At 41.3% G+C, this 15,715-nt stretch carries 12 protein-coding genes and 1 pseudogene; 7 read left to right on the forward strand and 6 right to left on the reverse strand.

Features of this window, described 5'->3' with window-relative positions:
* The first annotated feature begins 99 nt into the window (after positions 1–99).
* Both A7968_RS06325 and A7968_RS06330 read left to right on the forward strand, forming a co-directional pair.
* Entirely contained in the window at positions 100–435 is a 336-nt protein-coding gene (locus tag A7968_RS06325; protein WP_064665725.1) for a zinc ribbon domain-containing protein YjdM, read from the forward strand.
* Positions 436–493: 58 nt separating this feature from the next.
* Positions 494–3,181, forward strand: coding sequence for a DEAD/DEAH box helicase (locus A7968_RS06330; protein ID WP_064665726.1), 2,688 nt, complete (start codon positions 494–496; stop codon positions 3,179–3,181).
* Between the two features lie 7 nt (positions 3,182–3,188).
* Here A7968_RS06330 and A7968_RS06335 read toward each other — a convergent pair whose 3' ends face one another.
* The 4 genes and pseudogenes from A7968_RS06335 to A7968_RS23790 form a co-directional block, all read right to left on the reverse strand.
* Complete coding sequence (locus tag A7968_RS06335) at positions 3,189–4,931, reverse strand: SulP family inorganic anion transporter (RefSeq protein WP_064665727.1); 1,743 nt, start codon at positions 4,929–4,931, stop codon at positions 3,189–3,191.
* Positions 4,932–5,022: 91 nt separating this feature from the next.
* Complete coding sequence (locus A7968_RS06340; protein ID WP_064665728.1) at positions 5,023–5,679, reverse strand: tellurite resistance TerB family protein; 657 nt, start codon at positions 5,677–5,679, stop codon at positions 5,023–5,025.
* Between the two features lie 70 nt (positions 5,680–5,749).
* Positions 5,750–5,986, reverse strand: coding sequence for a DUF2470 domain-containing protein (locus tag A7968_RS23785; protein ID WP_371850145.1), 237 nt, complete (start codon positions 5,984–5,986; stop codon positions 5,750–5,752).
* Between the two features lie 99 nt (positions 5,987–6,085).
* Positions 6,086–6,477, reverse strand: a pseudogene (locus A7968_RS23790) (pyridoxamine 5'-phosphate oxidase family protein); the annotation flags it as partial.
* Between the two features lie 238 nt (positions 6,478–6,715).
* Between A7968_RS23790 and A7968_RS06350 the strand changes: the two are divergent.
* Together A7968_RS06350 and A7968_RS06355 are read left to right on the forward strand one after the other, a co-directional pair.
* Entirely contained in the window at positions 6,716–7,780 is a 1,065-nt protein-coding gene (locus A7968_RS06350) for an efflux RND transporter periplasmic adaptor subunit (RefSeq protein ID WP_193330415.1), read from the forward strand.
* Positions 7,780–10,872 carry an efflux RND transporter permease subunit gene (locus tag A7968_RS06355; RefSeq protein WP_064665729.1) on the forward strand — a complete coding sequence of 1,031 codons (3,093 nt, stop codon included), beginning with the start codon at positions 7,780–7,782 and terminating at the stop codon, positions 10,870–10,872. Before A7968_RS06350 ends, A7968_RS06355 begins: the two co-directional genes overlap by 1 nt.
* Before the next feature lie 67 nt (positions 10,873–10,939).
* On the opposite strand, the gene A7968_RS06360 is transcribed toward A7968_RS06355, so the two are convergent.
* Complete coding sequence (locus A7968_RS06360) at positions 10,940–11,533, reverse strand: LysE family translocator (protein ID WP_064665730.1); 594 nt, start codon at positions 11,531–11,533, stop codon at positions 10,940–10,942.
* Between the two features lie 100 nt (positions 11,534–11,633).
* Between A7968_RS06360 and A7968_RS06365 the strand changes: the two genes are divergently transcribed.
* Together A7968_RS06365 and corA are read left to right on the forward strand one after the other, a co-directional pair.
* A complete protein-coding gene (locus A7968_RS06365; protein WP_064665928.1) occupies positions 11,634–12,083 on the forward strand; it encodes an Lrp/AsnC family transcriptional regulator in 450 nt (149 codons plus the stop codon).
* 218 nt (positions 12,084–12,301) lie between these two features.
* Positions 12,302–13,258: a magnesium/cobalt transporter CorA gene (gene corA, locus A7968_RS06370; RefSeq protein WP_064665731.1), complete on the forward strand. Its 957-nt coding sequence runs from the start codon at positions 12,302–12,304 to the stop codon at positions 13,256–13,258.
* A gap of 91 nt (positions 13,259–13,349) precedes the next feature.
* Here the strand turns inward: corA and dps are convergent, their stop codons facing one another.
* Positions 13,350–13,862 carry a DNA starvation/stationary phase protection protein Dps gene (dps, locus tag A7968_RS06375; RefSeq protein ID WP_064665732.1) on the reverse strand — a complete coding sequence of 171 codons (513 nt, stop codon included), beginning with the start codon at positions 13,860–13,862 and terminating at the stop codon, positions 13,350–13,352.
* A gap of 341 nt (positions 13,863–14,203) precedes the next feature.
* Here dps and A7968_RS06380 point away from each other — a divergent pair, with 341 nt between their 5' ends.
* Positions 14,204–15,571 carry an alkaline phosphatase PhoX gene (locus A7968_RS06380; RefSeq protein ID WP_064665733.1) on the forward strand — a complete coding sequence of 456 codons (1,368 nt, stop codon included), beginning with the start codon at positions 14,204–14,206 and terminating at the stop codon, positions 15,569–15,571.
* Positions 15,572–15,715: the final 144 nt, after the last annotated feature.

Below are 15,715 nucleotides of genomic sequence, written 5' to 3' on the forward strand. Positions count from 1 at the left end.
CCAAGTAATAAACACCGCTTGTAAGTTAATGTATTCAGTTAGACAAACTTTGCTTGAGCAATTACCATAGCCGCAGAATGATTTTTACAGAGTGTTATTATGTCGTTGCCTGCTTGCCCTAAATGCCAATCTGAATATGTATATCAAGATCTAAGCTTATTGATTTGCCCAGAGTGTTCGCACGAATGGGACCCTAAAAGTGATAGTGATGAAGACACAGTTATAGTCAAAGATGCTAATGGCACCTTATTGGCCGAAGGCGATAAAATCACTGTGATCAAAGATTTAAAAATTAAAGGCAGTTCGCAAGTTATAAAAATCGGCACCAAAGCCGTGATCCGCTGGATCAAAGATACAAAAGACCACCAACTTGATTGTAAAGTTGATGGGGTAGGCGAAATGATGGTAACGGCAAAGTTTGTGAAAAAGGCCTAACTTTTAAAGCCCTTGGCACAACTTAACGATAGCGCATAAATCGAAATGGAATTTAAATGTGAGTAAGCAAAACGTACTTAGTTATTACCGCGATTGCTACAAAGAAGATAGTGCTGACTTAAACCTATGGGATTTGAGTAAATTAAAAAAACAAGACTGCCACGTACTTGAAGGAAGGGATGACTTAGGCTCGGGCTTTTTACCCCGATTACCAATACCACAACAATTTGCAGAGCCAATGATGAAGCGCGTTGAGGTTTATCAACGAGAGCGTGTTTTATTATATGTACGGTTTATTTTGGTCGGTAAACTTGAGATAAAAGGCGAGATTAAACAAGTTGTTTCACCGATTTTATTTAATGAAGCAGTAATAGAAAAAGACAATGACGATGACTATTATTTTTCGGTTATCGATTCTCAACCTGAAATTAATGAATCGCTCACTCAACTGTTAATGCCAGAAGGTGAATTGCTTGATGACACCGCAGATATTCAGTCCCCCTATTTTTGGACCTCAATACTAAAACAAAGCCCCATTGAATTAAATTTATTAACGCTTTTAAACTACCCAGAACTAGCCAATTTTGAGGAAATTAAAACCGCCTTAAAAAGTAGCACTGTAACCTTGTTACCTGCATCAATATTGGTGTTTGTAGAGCGCTCAGCTAGTAGTCGGGGTGTACTACACGAGCTTGAAGAGATCACCGACTCAGCGACGCTTTCACCACCAATTAACGCGTTAGTTGCAGGTTATGAGATGTCCATAAGTACTAAAGAGTTAAAGTATGACTACTTACCAGGCTTATTATCAGCCCCGCAAAAGAAAGTTATTTCGATAGCTGCTAATGCACATTTAGGCTGTGTATCAGGGCCGCCGGGGACAGGGAAAAGCTACACCATTGCCGCAGTTGCTGCTGAGCACATGGCCCGTGGTGAGTCGGTACTGATTGTCGCAAATAATGATCCGGCACTTGATGTGATTGCAGATAAATTGAATGAAAACTTTGCGTTAAGTGATGTATCAATTCGGGCTGGGCAAAAAGCGTTCTTAAAAAAATTAAAAGACTACATTGCTGATTTATTGTCTGGGTATTTAGCGGACGAGCAGGAAAAAGCCCCAGCTATTTTTGAATCAGAGCTAAGAGCACAAAACGCAATACTGCATGATTTAGAGCAACGCTTTAATAAGTTTTGTCGCAAAGCAATAATACGAGGTCAACGGCTTAAAAAGCTTGAAGATAAAGATATGCGATGGTTAAGCAATTTATACATCAAGTGGGCGCAGCGCAGTATTAAACAGCTCGCAAGACAGTGGTCTGCTTTAGATAAAATTAACGATCAACAAACAAGCAGAGAATTGTTGGCGAGTCGCTATTTAACCGCGTTAAAAAATAATAACTTACGGGCATTAGTTAACACTCAGCGTAAATCGTTACAGGCATTTAATCAGGCTATTCGTAGTCGTACCTCTAAAAGGCAGTTTGAGTTATTTGATAATATAGAATACTCATCATTGCTAGCGGCATTTCCGGTGTGGTTAGTGAGTTTAAATTCGTTATATCGAGTATTGCCCTTAAAGCCGCAAATGTTTGATTTAGTTATTATCGATGAAGCAACGCAGTGCAATATTAGCAGTTGTTTACCAGCCCTTTATCGGGCAAAGCGAGCGTTGGTGGTTGGAGATACTAAACAACTACGGCATTACTCCTTTTTAGCCAAATCTAAAGAGACTCAGCTTCGTGCTAAAAATCACTTATCGCTCTCAAGTGAAGGGGTCGTTAGTTATCGTGATAACTCAATTTTAGATTTGACATTAAATGCGCTCAACAGCGATCAGCAATTAGCCTTTTTAGATGAACATTTTAGAAGTAAACCTGAGTTAATCCATTTTAGTAACGCGCATTTTTATCAAGCAAAGTTAAAAGTAATGCAACATCGCCCGTGTACAAGCAGTGGTCATTTATTTATCCACCGCGTTAATGGTGAAAGGGATAAAAATGGTGTTAATCAGCTTGAAGCAAGTGCCATAATAGCGTGTATTAAGCAGCAAATGAGTGATGATCGAGATAGCGGGATGTATCACAGTATTGGTGTTGTTTCGCCATTTCGAAGCCAAGCAGACTTTATCGCTAAGCAAATAGGCGCTAACTTTAGTGAAGCTGAAATAATTAGGCACAAACTGAGAGCCGCCACCCCTTTTGGGTTTCAGGGGGAGGAACGCGATATAATGTTGATCTCTTTTGCGGTGGATAACGATGCTAAACGTGCGGCAGTCTATTTAAATAAAGCAGATGTTTTTAATGTGACTATAACGCGGGCAAGACAAGCACAGCATTTATTTTTATCTATTGATGAAACACAGTTACCTGAACAGTATTTATTAAGACGTTATTTAGGCTCGATAACTGAGTTTTCAGCCGTTCATACGCGTTTATCTGATATTGATGATTTTCAACGTGATGTAATCCAAGAGCTGACGAAGCTAAAGATTGAGACATGGTCTGGTTATGCTGTTGCGGGCACTGAGGTTGATATTTTATGTCGATATAATGGTCAGTATTTAGCTATAGATTTGATTGGTTACCCTGGACCTTGGGCTGACTTTTTTGAACTCGATACTTATAAACTATTTAGTCGTGCAAAAATTGAAATGTTACCCATAAGCTATGGCTTATGGGTTGTTGATAAAGATACCTGCATTCAAGCAATTGTTAGTCGGTTGCAGAAAAGGGCTAACACGGCTTAATATTTATTTAGGCTTGGTGTGTGCTGGTATCCTTAACTTCGTCAGTTTCGAATATGCTTACTTCTGCACTTGACTGGTTGACGCTGTTTTTCTGTAAAGCAATATACAGATCTGAATGGATATAAATGCCTTCTCTGCCGGATGTCATACCGGCAACTTCAAACCATGACAGCAGTTGTCGTTTTCTGCCTGCTATTTCTAATCTAATGTTACGCTTTTTGAAGATCACGTCTAAATCGGCGAGCATCGCCATCACGCTTAAATCTAAATGAGTGAAGCAGGGCACAGCATCAATAATAACGCATTGGGTATCGTCTTTTTGCCGTGCATATTGTTCTAGTAATCGCCGCTTAAAGTAACCGGCATTAAAGTAAGTTAACGGGGAATTAAAACGATAGATAAACACTCCTTGCACTGCTTTTGCTTTATCAGTGGCATCAAGGCTTCTTACGACCCCGTTAATATCAACACCTAATATATTGTCTGTTGGGCGCATTACAGTGCGAATAAATTGAAATAAACCCAATAATACCGCGAGCGTAATGCCCGGTATTACGCCAATAAATAACACGGCAAACAAGGTTGCTAATGCAAGATAAAAGGCGTGTTTATCTTTACGTTTTAATTGCCATACGGCTTTTAAGTCTAATAAGTGAACTGACGCAATTATTAGCACAACCCCTAATGCGGCACTGGGGATAAACTCAAGCGGCGCTGTTAAAAACAAAGCAATGATAGCGATGATCCCCGCCGCAATGATTGATACTAATTGTGTTTTACCACCGGCAGCATCGTTAACTGCTGTGCGCGAATCAGCGCCGCTGACGGCAAAACCTTGCGATAAAGCAGAGGCAAAGTTTGCAATGCCTAAGGCTCTGAATTCTTTATCAGCATCGATATCATAACCATTTTTAGCGGCAAAGCTGCGTGCTGTAAGCATCATACTGACAAAACTTACGATTGCTAAGTTAAGTGCCGGTACGACAAGTTCACGAATAATACCAATATCATAAATCGGGGTGTTAAATACTGGTAGGCCACCACTAACTGTGCCAATGGTATTAATATCAAACTGCTTTAAATTAAACAGCCATACAAGCACGGCACCAAATGCAATCGCAAACATAGATGCCGGCCAGCTTGGTTTAAGCCGTTTCATTGTAAAGTACACACCAACAGTGAATAAGGCCATTAACAAGGTGGGAATATGAGTTTGTGCTAAATAGGTGGGCACGCCACCTAAACGCTCAAGTAGGTATTTCTCATCAAAGGTAAAGCCAAACACTTTAGAAAATTGGCTGACGATAATGGTAATGGCTACCCCGTTTAACAGGCCCATTAAGATTGGTTTAGATAAAAAATCAGCCAGTACACCTAATTTAAATTTGCTGGCAATTAAGCACCAAAAGCCAGTCATGGCGGTCATAGTAACAACGAGTTGCCAATGCTTAACAGTGTCGCCTGCTGCAAGGGGAGTGACTACCGCAGCTATAACGGCGCAGGTTGCGGCATCAGGGCCAACAATGAGTTGTTTGGAGCTGCCAAACAGAGCATATAGGATCATCGGTAGTATGCATGAGTACAAGCCAACGGCGGCATTTACCCCGGTAAGTTGTGCATAGGCAATAGCAACCGGCAAAGCAACAGCGGCAACAGATAGTGCGGCTCTGGCATCATCAGCAAACCACTTTCGTTCATAATGAAATAACGTATTTAGACCTGGCATGAAATCATATAAACGCGATAGCACACTTGTTTCCTTGTTGGTTGTGAGCACTGGGATAGTATAGCCACCCCTTTGTGATTTTGATAAATACAAAGGGGGGAGTGAAGCTAGGCTGTTACTGAAGCGCTAATTGTTGATGAATATTGCTAACTAACTCTTTTGGTAAACAAAGTTGATTGGCAAGTGCTGCCAAATATTGTTCTGACACGGATTGTTGCAAATCAATAGCACTGGCACTGGCGGCGTATACTTCGATACCTGTTTGCGCATCTGGTACGGCTTGCACTAGCTCTGCAAGCTGCATTGGTTTGCGCAATTCATCAAACAACATGGCTTTTTCTTGCATTGAGAGTTGCATATTCTCAACAGCAGCAAATATTTTTTGCCGCTCTGTTTCGTCTATATGGCCATCGGCATATGCAGCAGCAATCATTGCTCGCATTAAAATTAGTTGGCCCGCTCCGCTTTCATCTTCTACAACGTGTTGAAAAAACTGCTCTGGCATTGTCTCGGGGGCATAGTCAAAATTACTGGTTTGTTTAGCTGTCTGATGTTGTGTGTTGCTATTTTGTTCCGAGTATTGTTTGTAGGCCTTCCAAGCTAAGCCACCAACAGCTGCAAGTGCGCCATATTTTATGGCTTTTTTACCGGTTTTTTTACTGCCTTTACCGCTCACTAAGCTGGTTAAGCCGCCACCGGCTACACCACCCAAAAAGCCACTTAATGCACCTGATTTATTTAGACTGCCTACTAATTTTTGTAAGTCTTTCATGGGGTTCTCCATATTGATTTGAATATTAGGTAAGCCTAGTCAAATAAAGTTCCATATCTTATAGTTGTTACTAAGCAATACTTTTTGTTCTAGCATCTTGCGTCATTTTTACTAGTGCTTTACGCACTGCCATCGGACTGTCGCATGGCTCACTAAATGCTATGTAATAATTATTTTTTAGGCTTTGTAGGTAAAAGCCTTGCGGCAATAAACCACTCATAATTGGTGATGCGTCATCAAGGTTATAGTGTTGTTTTAAAATCAGGCTCATTGCATCTTGGTGGTCGCTATTCATGTGCTCAATCATGTGTTGTTCTTGTGACTCGTCCCATTGCTTACTTGCTTGAAGCCACTCGTTTTGCTCTAGCCAAAATATTTTTCCGAAGCCGCCAATATAGCGCACACGTATCGCGTCAAGTTGCCAAAGATTAAAATCATGAGCATTACGATAGCTCTGCGCTTCTGGGTATAAAGAGATGTATTTATTAATTAAACGATCAGCGTATTGTTGAGGAACTAGGCTGCCATCACCCACAATAGTGACTCGGCCATGTTCATTTTGGTCGCCTTGTTCGGCAGCATTAAACACCGTTAGGCTCATACGTTTGTCATGCTGTAGGTTTTTAGTATGCTGCGCTATATTACTAATAAAAAATAAATACGCCCTTGTTCATTACACATATAAGGGGTAACAGAGCCAAACGGGTAGCCTCTTAAGTTATGAGAAAGGGTAGACATAACGCCGCTATTTTTTTGAAACACTAACTTTTTGGCCTCATAAAGTGCTTGTTGCCTCATACATACTCCAGTTGTTTAATTATTTATTATTGTCCGCTATTTTGCGTTTAAAACTATCATTTTGCAAATGATTCTTGTTTACGTGGTTGAATTTGCATTATAGTAGCTACACCCTTATCAAATGCTGGGTATCTTGTTACTTACAGGCTTTAATCTAAACTTTATCTAACTAAAATATGATGCCTGTAATGAGTTGTTTTTATTGGATAGCTTTTATTGGATTGGAAAAGGAGTTATTTTGAAAATTTTTACGTGTTGTTGCTTCGTTGGCTTAATGCTTTTTAGCTCATTGGGCTTTGCGGCTGAAACTGTGAATGTTGTGACCCAGCAAGTTAAACAGCAGCAGTTGGTTCCAAAAATAACCCTTACAGGTTCGTTAAAAGCACAGCGTCATGCGCAGCTTTCGGTTCTTGCCGATGGGGTTATTACTGAAATATATGCAGAAACAGGCCAATATCTTAAACAAGGAGAGCCTCTGCTGGCGTTAGATTCAGCGTTAATAAAAGCGCAATTACAAGCTAATGATGCTGATGTTGCGCGTGCGCAAGTGGACGTTGATGATACAAAACGTCGATTTACTGAGGCGCAATCGTTATCGAAGCAAAAGCTGTTTGCGCAAACTGAGCTAGCACAACGACAAGCAGCAGTAAAAAGTGCTCAGGCAAGCCTACTTGAAGCACAAGCAAAGCAAACTTATCAACAACAGCTTTTAAAACGTCACCAATTGGCTGCACCTTTCAACGGTATCGTGGCTAAACGTATGGTGGATTTAGGTGAGTGGGTTACCCGAGGACAAAGTGCTTTTGAGTTAGTAAGTAATGAAACGCTTTGGCTTGACCTGTATATGCCACAAGAACATTTCTCGGCAATAGATATCGAAACTGCCGTTGATGTATATCTAGCCTCACGCCCAGATGAGACATTTAGTGCAAAAGTTATAGCGAAAGTACCGGTCGTGAACACAACGCATCGTAGTTTTTTACTGCGTCTGGCTATTACTAATTCAGCTGACTTGCAAGTGGGGTTGTCGGCAACAGCTGAAGTCGCATTAAAACCGAGTGCTAAAGCGAGCGTGGTGATAGACAGAGATGCTTTGTTACGTCACCCTGATGGCGGGTTTAGTGTATTTACGGTGCTTGATGGCGTTGCTACAAGGCAAAGTGTCAAAGTGGGATCTCGTATGAATGGCCACGTTGAGATAATACAAGGCTTGAACGCTGGACAGTGGGTGGTTACACAAGGTAATGAACTACTTCAGGATGGTCAAGCGGTTAAGTTAGTAACGCAAACGGGGGCTAAATAATGCTCCAAGGTGCCGTAAAAAACGCAACGCTGGTGGCTGTTGCAGTGCTTATTTCCTGTATTTTAGGATTAGTAGCAGCGTTTAAAATTCCCGTGCAGATGATCCCTGATTTAGATGTACGTACTATAACAGTTGTAACGCAGTGGCCAGGTGCAACCCCACAAGATGTGGAAAAAGAAATTCTGATAGAGCAAGAACGGTATTTACGTTCATTGCCAAATTTAAAGCGGATGTCGAGTTATGCTAATACGGGGGAAGCGGAGGTTGAACTTGAGTTTCCGTTTGGCGTTGATGTTAATGAAGCACTGATCAATGTCAGTAACGCATTGGCTCAAGTTCCTAATTACCCGGAAAATGTTGACCAGCCCGTGCTCTACAGTAGCTCGTTTTCATCTAATGCATTTATGTTTTTTTCGTTAAAACCCCTTACAGGTAACCCGCTAAATATCGATATTGATATGCTAAGGGACTTTGCTCAAGACAATGTACGTCCAGAGATGGAGCGTGTAGCAGGTGTGTCGCAAGTCAACGTACGTGGCGGTGCGTTATATCAAATACAGATATTGGTTGATCAACAAAAGCTTGCCAGTAGAAACATTAGTTTAGTCGCTGTCAGAGACGCCATTCGCAGTCGTAACCAAGATGCGTCAGCCGGTGACATCGACAGCGGCAAGCGCCGATATTTATTACGTATGGTCGGGCGCTTTCAGTCAGCGCAAGAACTTGAAGAATTAGTGATTGCGCACGACCAAGACCGCACAGTACGGCTCAAAGATGTAGCGAAAGTACAGTTAGATCACTATGAACTTCGCGATCTGTCATATAATGATGGTGAGCGAAATTTAATGCTGTCAGTGCGTCGTGAAAGTGGTTCAAACGTGATGACTATTAAAGATGAAATGACCGCGGTGGTGGATCGTATTAACCGTGATTTATTAGCACAAAATGGCCTGCAATTAACCTTGCTCAGTGATGATGTACGTTATGTAAAAGGCTCAGTGAAAAATGTTTGGACCAACTTAGGTATTGGTGCATTGCTGGCTACTTTAGTGATGTTTTGGTTTTTAAAAAGCCCACGCTCGACTTTAATCGGTGTAATGGGCGTACCAATTTGTACTATTGCCGCATTTTTAGGACTATTATTATTTGATCGCACGATTAATGTTATTTCATTAGCTGGGGTGGCATTTGCTATCGGTATGACTGTGGATAATACCATTGTGGTACTTGAGAATATTGAACAAGCAAAGCAACGTGGTCTGTCAAAACTCGACGCAGCTATTGCTGGGGTGCAAGAAGTATGGCCTGCGGTATTAGCATCAACGATGACGACCGTGTTGGTGTTTGCGCCTATTTTATTTATCGTGCAAGAAGCGGGGCAATTGTACTCTGATGTTGCTATTGCTATTTCAGGGGCAATTATCGCCTCTATGTTAGTGGCTTTATTAGTGGTGCCAGCAGCATCGGCACGATTTGCGTGTACCACAACAGATGCTGCAATGACCTTTGCAATGCGGTTACCGCGGTTTATTCCATCATTTTTAGCCTCAAAAATGCAGCGAATCATATGCGTTGTTGTGGCGATAATAGGCTTAGTGGGCAGCGCTTGGTTATTTATGCCTGAAGCAGAATATCTGCCTGAAGGGGAAGAGCCGAAGGCATTTTCAATGATGATTGCCCCTCCAGGTTATAACTTGAGTCACATGCAAAAAATAGGTGATGAATTGCTGACTTATTTTAATCAGCATTTAAATGCGCCGAGTACTGACTTTGAGCAAGGTAATACAGAATTACCGTCATTAAAATATTATTCATTATCGGTTGGTGCCGGCAATATTTGGTTTTTAAGTGAGCCTAATAATCCTGAACATATTGATGCGATGATGGCGGCGATAACCGCCAAATTTAAAAGTTATCCCGGCATGCGGGCGTTTTCATCGCGAGGTTCCATTATTTCAAGTAATGATGGCGGGACGCGTGCTGTAGCACTTGATATAAGCGGTACAGAGCAGGTAGATTTATACCGCGCTGCCGATGCAGTTTACCGTCTAGCCAGTAAAGTTTTTGATAACCCACAAGTGGATTCAGAGCCCTCTTCATTAACCCTCGATCAACCTTTAATTGAAATTCAGCCACGTTGGCAGCGCCTTGCTGAAGTTGGTATGACCGCAGATGAATTTGGTTATACCGTTGCGGCTTTAAGTGATGGTGCCTATGTCGATGAGCTTATTTTAGATGATGATAAGGTCGACGTGTTTATATTCTCTGAAGCGGGTAATAAGCAAAGTCTAGAGGGGCTTGAGCAAGCACCAGTTGTGACCTCACAAGGCTTGCTGCCGTTAAATGCACTGGCCAATTTAAACGAAAAAGCAGATAGCGATAGTTTACGCCGAGTCGATGGTCGCCGTACTGTGACCGTTTATATTATTCCGCCGCGTGATGTCGCTCTTGAACGAGCACAGCAATTAGTACGTGAGCAGTTATTGCCCCAGCTTCAGCAGCAAGGTGACTTGCTTCCTGGGGTAAATATCAGTATTGGCGGTGCAGCAGACCAATTAGAGAAAACACGCGATGCCCTCAGTGGTAATTTTATTGTTGCCTTAGCGTTATGTTACTTATTATTAGTTGCTATTTTTAAACATTGGGGACAGCCGCTATTTATTATGGCAACCGTGCCGCTAGGAATGGCTGGTGGCTTATTAGGGCTAAATATAATTAATGGATTTGGCTCTGTATTTGGCGGCTTTCACCAACCGTTTGACATGATCACTATGCTTGGCTTTTTGATTTTATTAGGCACAGTGGTTAATAATCCAATTCTAATTGTTGATCAAAGTCGTCGCAATTTAGCCGCAGGTATTGAGGCTTACCAGGCGGTTATTAGCGCACTTGAAACGCGCTTAAAACCTATTGTAATGTCAACTATGACAACGCTATGTGGTTTAGCACCGTTAGTATTTATTCCAGGTGAAGGCTCTGAGTTGTATCGTGGGGTGGGGATTATCGTGTTGTGTGGTATTGCGGTATCAACAATCGTGAGCTTAACTGTGCTGCCTGCCATGTTATTAATGGTGTATAAGCAAAAGGGTTAGCTCTAAAGTTGTAACTACAGAGTTATTATAAAGGAAGCTGAGAGCTTCCTTATAGATGGTCGTGGCTTTACACCATACTAAATAATACTGAGGTGATTAATAGCAAAGCCATTGTGATATTGAATAGCCGCAAACGACGAGGATCGTTTAAATAGTTTTGTAGCTTTTGACCTAGCAGTGTCCATGAACTCACACAGGGCAAGTTTATTAAACCAAAAACTAAACCAACAATAAGTATTGCGTTGAACGTTTTTGATGGTGCGTAAACACTCATGGCACTTAATGCCATGGTCCATGCTTTAGGATTTACCCATTGAAATAATGCTGCTTGCACAAACGTAAAAGGTTTAGCTTCAGCCTTGCTACTGCTATCTGGCGCATGGCTGGTGGCAATTTTATAGGCAAGGTAAAACAAATAGCTGACGCACAGAACTTTGAGTATTTGGTAGCTGATTGGAAATAAATCAAATAATTGCATTACTCCAAGACCAACGAGCACTAACATTAATACAAATCCCAGTGCAACGCCTAACATATGCGGTACTGTGCGCTTAAAGCCGAAGTTAGCCCCTGAACTCATTAACATAAAGTTGTTAGGACCTGGAGTGATGGAAGAAACCAGTGCAAATAGTGCCAATGCCGATATCAGTTCAATATTCATTTATAGTTGCTCAGAGGATAATTGTTATGCAATTATATTTTTATTCTCGCGCAACTTCCGCGCTAATAGTGTTTTAAATGACTTGTTTTGGCAACTTACCATGAAAAAAGATCGAATTAACGACAGAATATTGCAAGAATTAAAAATCAATGGCCGCATAGCTAACGCTGAACTTGCAGATCATGTTGGCTTATCGCCATCAGCTTGCTTGCGTCGCGTTCAAGAATTAGAAAAAGCAGGCGTAATAAAAGGCTATCGCGCTGTTATTAATAATCAAGCATTTGGCTTGGGCTTTGTCGCTTATGTGGGTGTGGGTTTAAATGAACATTCCACGAAATCGCAACGTGCATTTGAACACGCGCTGGAATTTATAAATGAAGTAAAAGAGTGCCACAATGTGACAGGAGCTTTTGAGTATTTGTTACGAGTAGAAACGGCCGATATAAAATCCTACAAAGCGTTTCACGCTGATGTATTAGGCGCCATACCGCAAGTGCGAACGATTACCTCTCATATTGTGATGGATTCGCCAAAAGATGAGCGTGCATAAATTTATTTATCATACCCAGTGGTGCTTTTCATTACGCCTTACACTTTTTAAAGATAAAAATGAAGGCCGATATCATGTGCTATTAAACTATCAGCCTTTCAGCAATTAACGGATCAGAGAATACTATTAATAATAGCGGTACAGGCGAGTGTATTGTCATTGTTGATTAATGATCGGTTACATATACTTAAGCTATCTTGTTTTTAATGGAGAAGTGTATGCTGAGATTTTTTTCTATCGAGCAGGGAGTGATCAATGAGTTAGAGCCTTCGGCTGATACTCCTCTAGAGACATCAATTAGAAATGCACATTGGATTGACACAATCAAACCGACTGAAGATGAGCGTAATATCCTGGCAAAAACACTCGACATAACGTTTCCTGAGTCTGGAGATGTTCAAGAAATTGAGGCTTCATCACGATGCTTTATCGATAATGAAGGTTTGCATGTGCACGCATTATTTATGTCGCCAAACGAAGGGCGTTTTAATACGGTCACAGTGGCTTGTTTACTTAAAGATAACTGTTTACTGACTATTCGCGATGATGAGCTCGCTGACTTTCGACTATTACGTTTAAGAGCGCGTAAAGGGCAGGTAATGTGTGATACGCCAAAGCAATTACTGGTTACGTTATTTGACCAAAAAGTCGAAAACCACGCTGATATGCTTGAGGATATGCATCATCAGTTAGAGAAACTCAGTGCTTACGTACTGGAAGAAGATGATTCTGATTTAGAAGAAGCGGTCAGTCGTATCGCTCGTTTAGAAGATGCCAATGGTAAAGTACGTTTATGCTTGATGGACACTCGGCGCAACATTTCATTTTTGATACGCCGGTTAGGTGTTCAAGGTGAGGATCGCGAGTCATTAAGAGAGATTGTACTTGATATAGATACTCTCATGTCACACTGTACGTTTTTGTTTGATAAAGTTAATTTCCTCATGGATTCAACGCAAGGCTTTATTAATATTGAACAAAACCAAATAATTAAAACTTTCTCGATTGCCTCAGTAGTGTTTTTACCGCCAACTGTGGTGGCCAGTGTTTACGGTATGAATTTTAATAGTATGCCAGAGCTTGAGTGGGCGTGGGGGTATCCGTTTGCGATTGGGGTGATGCTGCTATCTGGATTTGCACCTTACTTGTTTTTTAAACACAAGGGTTGGTTGTAGTGCTCAGTTTATGTGACTTTTATTTATTAACCATTAAAAACCCCAAGTAACTAAGTTACTTGGGGTTTTAGAAGGGGGGGATTACGATTTATTAGCTTTGTAATTCACCAGTTGATGATTCAATGTGGGCACGTACGAACCATTGGAACTGCTCTAGTTCTGCAAGTTGTGCAATGATCATATCTTCTGAAACAGGATCAAGTTCAGATAGTTTCTCAAGCGCTTTGCGGTGATCGCCATTAACCCCGTTATATACTTTATCTAAAGCAATTAAATGATCTTTTGCTAAGCCTTTACCTATTGAATAATCTTCCCAAGAGCGGCGATCAACAATTGATTTTGGCGTTCCCACAGGTACACCGCCTAAAGTCGCAATCCGCTCTGCGATAGTGTCGGTCATTTCTTGTACTGCTGCTACTTGTGGGTCGAGCATTTCGTGAACACCAATAAAGTTAGGGCCTACCACATTCCAATGAATGTGTTTTAAAGTAAGTTGTAAATCAATTAACGCGACCATGCGGTTATCGAGTTGGGCAATTGTTTGCTCCGCAGATTCACTATTCATGCCAGGGGCGGTAAATTCAGCGACTTTACTATTACTCATACTTCCTCCTAAATTAAAAACTGAGCGCTTAGGGTTAATGAATCCTAAGCGTGTATGTATTTAATAAAGCAATGGCCATGCCGATATATCAATATTTTAAATTTAATTATTTATCAATGCATTACATTATTAGTTTGAACTGTTCACACTTTTATCTGCGAGCCAATATGAAAATAGTGCAGAACTTTGTAAATTATTCAAAGCGGTACTCGCCGCTAGCGAATGCGCTTAAAAATGTGAAATATGACAATTGCGTGAATTTACTGCTTGGCCCCATTTTTATTGCTCTTTTTAATTTATGATGTTGGCAAAATTATCAGACATTATAAATAGAGTTGAATATGGTTAGCAGAAGACAGTTTCTTTTTAGTGCGGGAACACTGGCGTTCGTAGGGCTTTCTCGTAGTGCATTTGGCAAAATTCCAGCCACTGATTTTGGTAGTAATTTACCAGCCTATGGGCCTTTAATCGCCGATAGCAACAAGCTGTTAGATTTACCTAAGGGCTTTAGTTACAAAGTGATTTCGCAACTTGGTGATAATATGACTGATGGTTTTACAGTACCAGATAAAGCCGATGGTATGGGGTGTATCGCCCTTGATGATGAACGTGTCGCCTTGGTACGTAACCATGAACTTAAACCAACTGATTTAGCAAAAGCTGAATTAAGCCTACAAACTCATAAAACCTCGCTAGCGTATGACGTTGATAGTCAAGGTGTTGCTTTACCTGGTGGCACCAGTCATATTGTTTACAACTTGAAAACGGGTAAAAAAGAGCAAGAATATTTATCACTGGTTGGCACTATTCGCAATTGTTCTGGCGGTATCACGCCTTGGGGTACTTGGTTGACCTGTGAAGAGACTACGGTAACTAAAGCCGATGGCTTGGGGCAAGAGCACGGCTATATTTTTGAAGTACCAGCAGACGCCAAAGGTTTAGTTAAGCCTGAGCCACTGATAGCGATGGGGCGGTTTAATCATGAAGCAGCCGCAGTTGATCCGCGTACTGGCATTGTTTACCTCACCGAAGATAAAGGTGATAGCTTGTTCTACCGGTTTATTCCTAATGAGTTTGGTAAATTAAATAAAGGCGGGAAATTACAAGCGATGGTTATCAAGCAACAACCACAATTTGATACGCGAAATTGGGCTGGCGAGAAAATGCCATTACACGCCAATATGGATGTAGAGTGGATTGATTTAGATAGCCCCGAAAGTCCGAAAGATGATCTGCGTTTACGCGGTTATGCTCAGGGCGCTGCATTATTTGCTCGTGGTGAAGGAGTACACTGGGGCGAAAATGAATTGTACTTTTGTTGTACTAACGGCGGCAATAAGCAGCTTGGTCAAGTTATGAAATATCAGCCTTCAAAGTTTGAAGGAACAGCAAAAGAGCAAACTTCGCCAGGACAGGTGCAGTTATTTGTAGAAAGTACCAATGCATCGCTGTTTAACTTTGGTGATAACTTGACCGTTGCACCTAACGGCCATTTAATTGTCTGTGAAGATCAATACACAGACATCGTCGACAACCATTTACGTGGTGTCACGCCTAAAGGCGAAGTGTATAATTTCGCAAAGCTACATACACAAACGGAGCTGGCTGGCGCGTGTTTTTCACCCGATGGCAGCACGCTATTTGTTAATGTTTACAAACCCACCAAAACACTGGCCATCACAGGACCATGGGATAGTTTTCAGCGATAAAATAGGCGCTTAAGTGAAGTGCAGCGCCTTCACTTAAGCATCCTGTGTTGAAGTACATTGCTAGTTTTCTTTAAATCATATTTACCTACGGGCAGTTGATAATTTTCTTTTTGTAGCTAACCCCAATGTGAATTTTTTTTAATT

The organism is Pseudoalteromonas prydzensis (genome assembly GCF_001661495.1).
Classification (GTDB): Bacteria; Pseudomonadota; Gammaproteobacteria; order Enterobacterales; family Alteromonadaceae; genus Pseudoalteromonas; species Pseudoalteromonas prydzensis.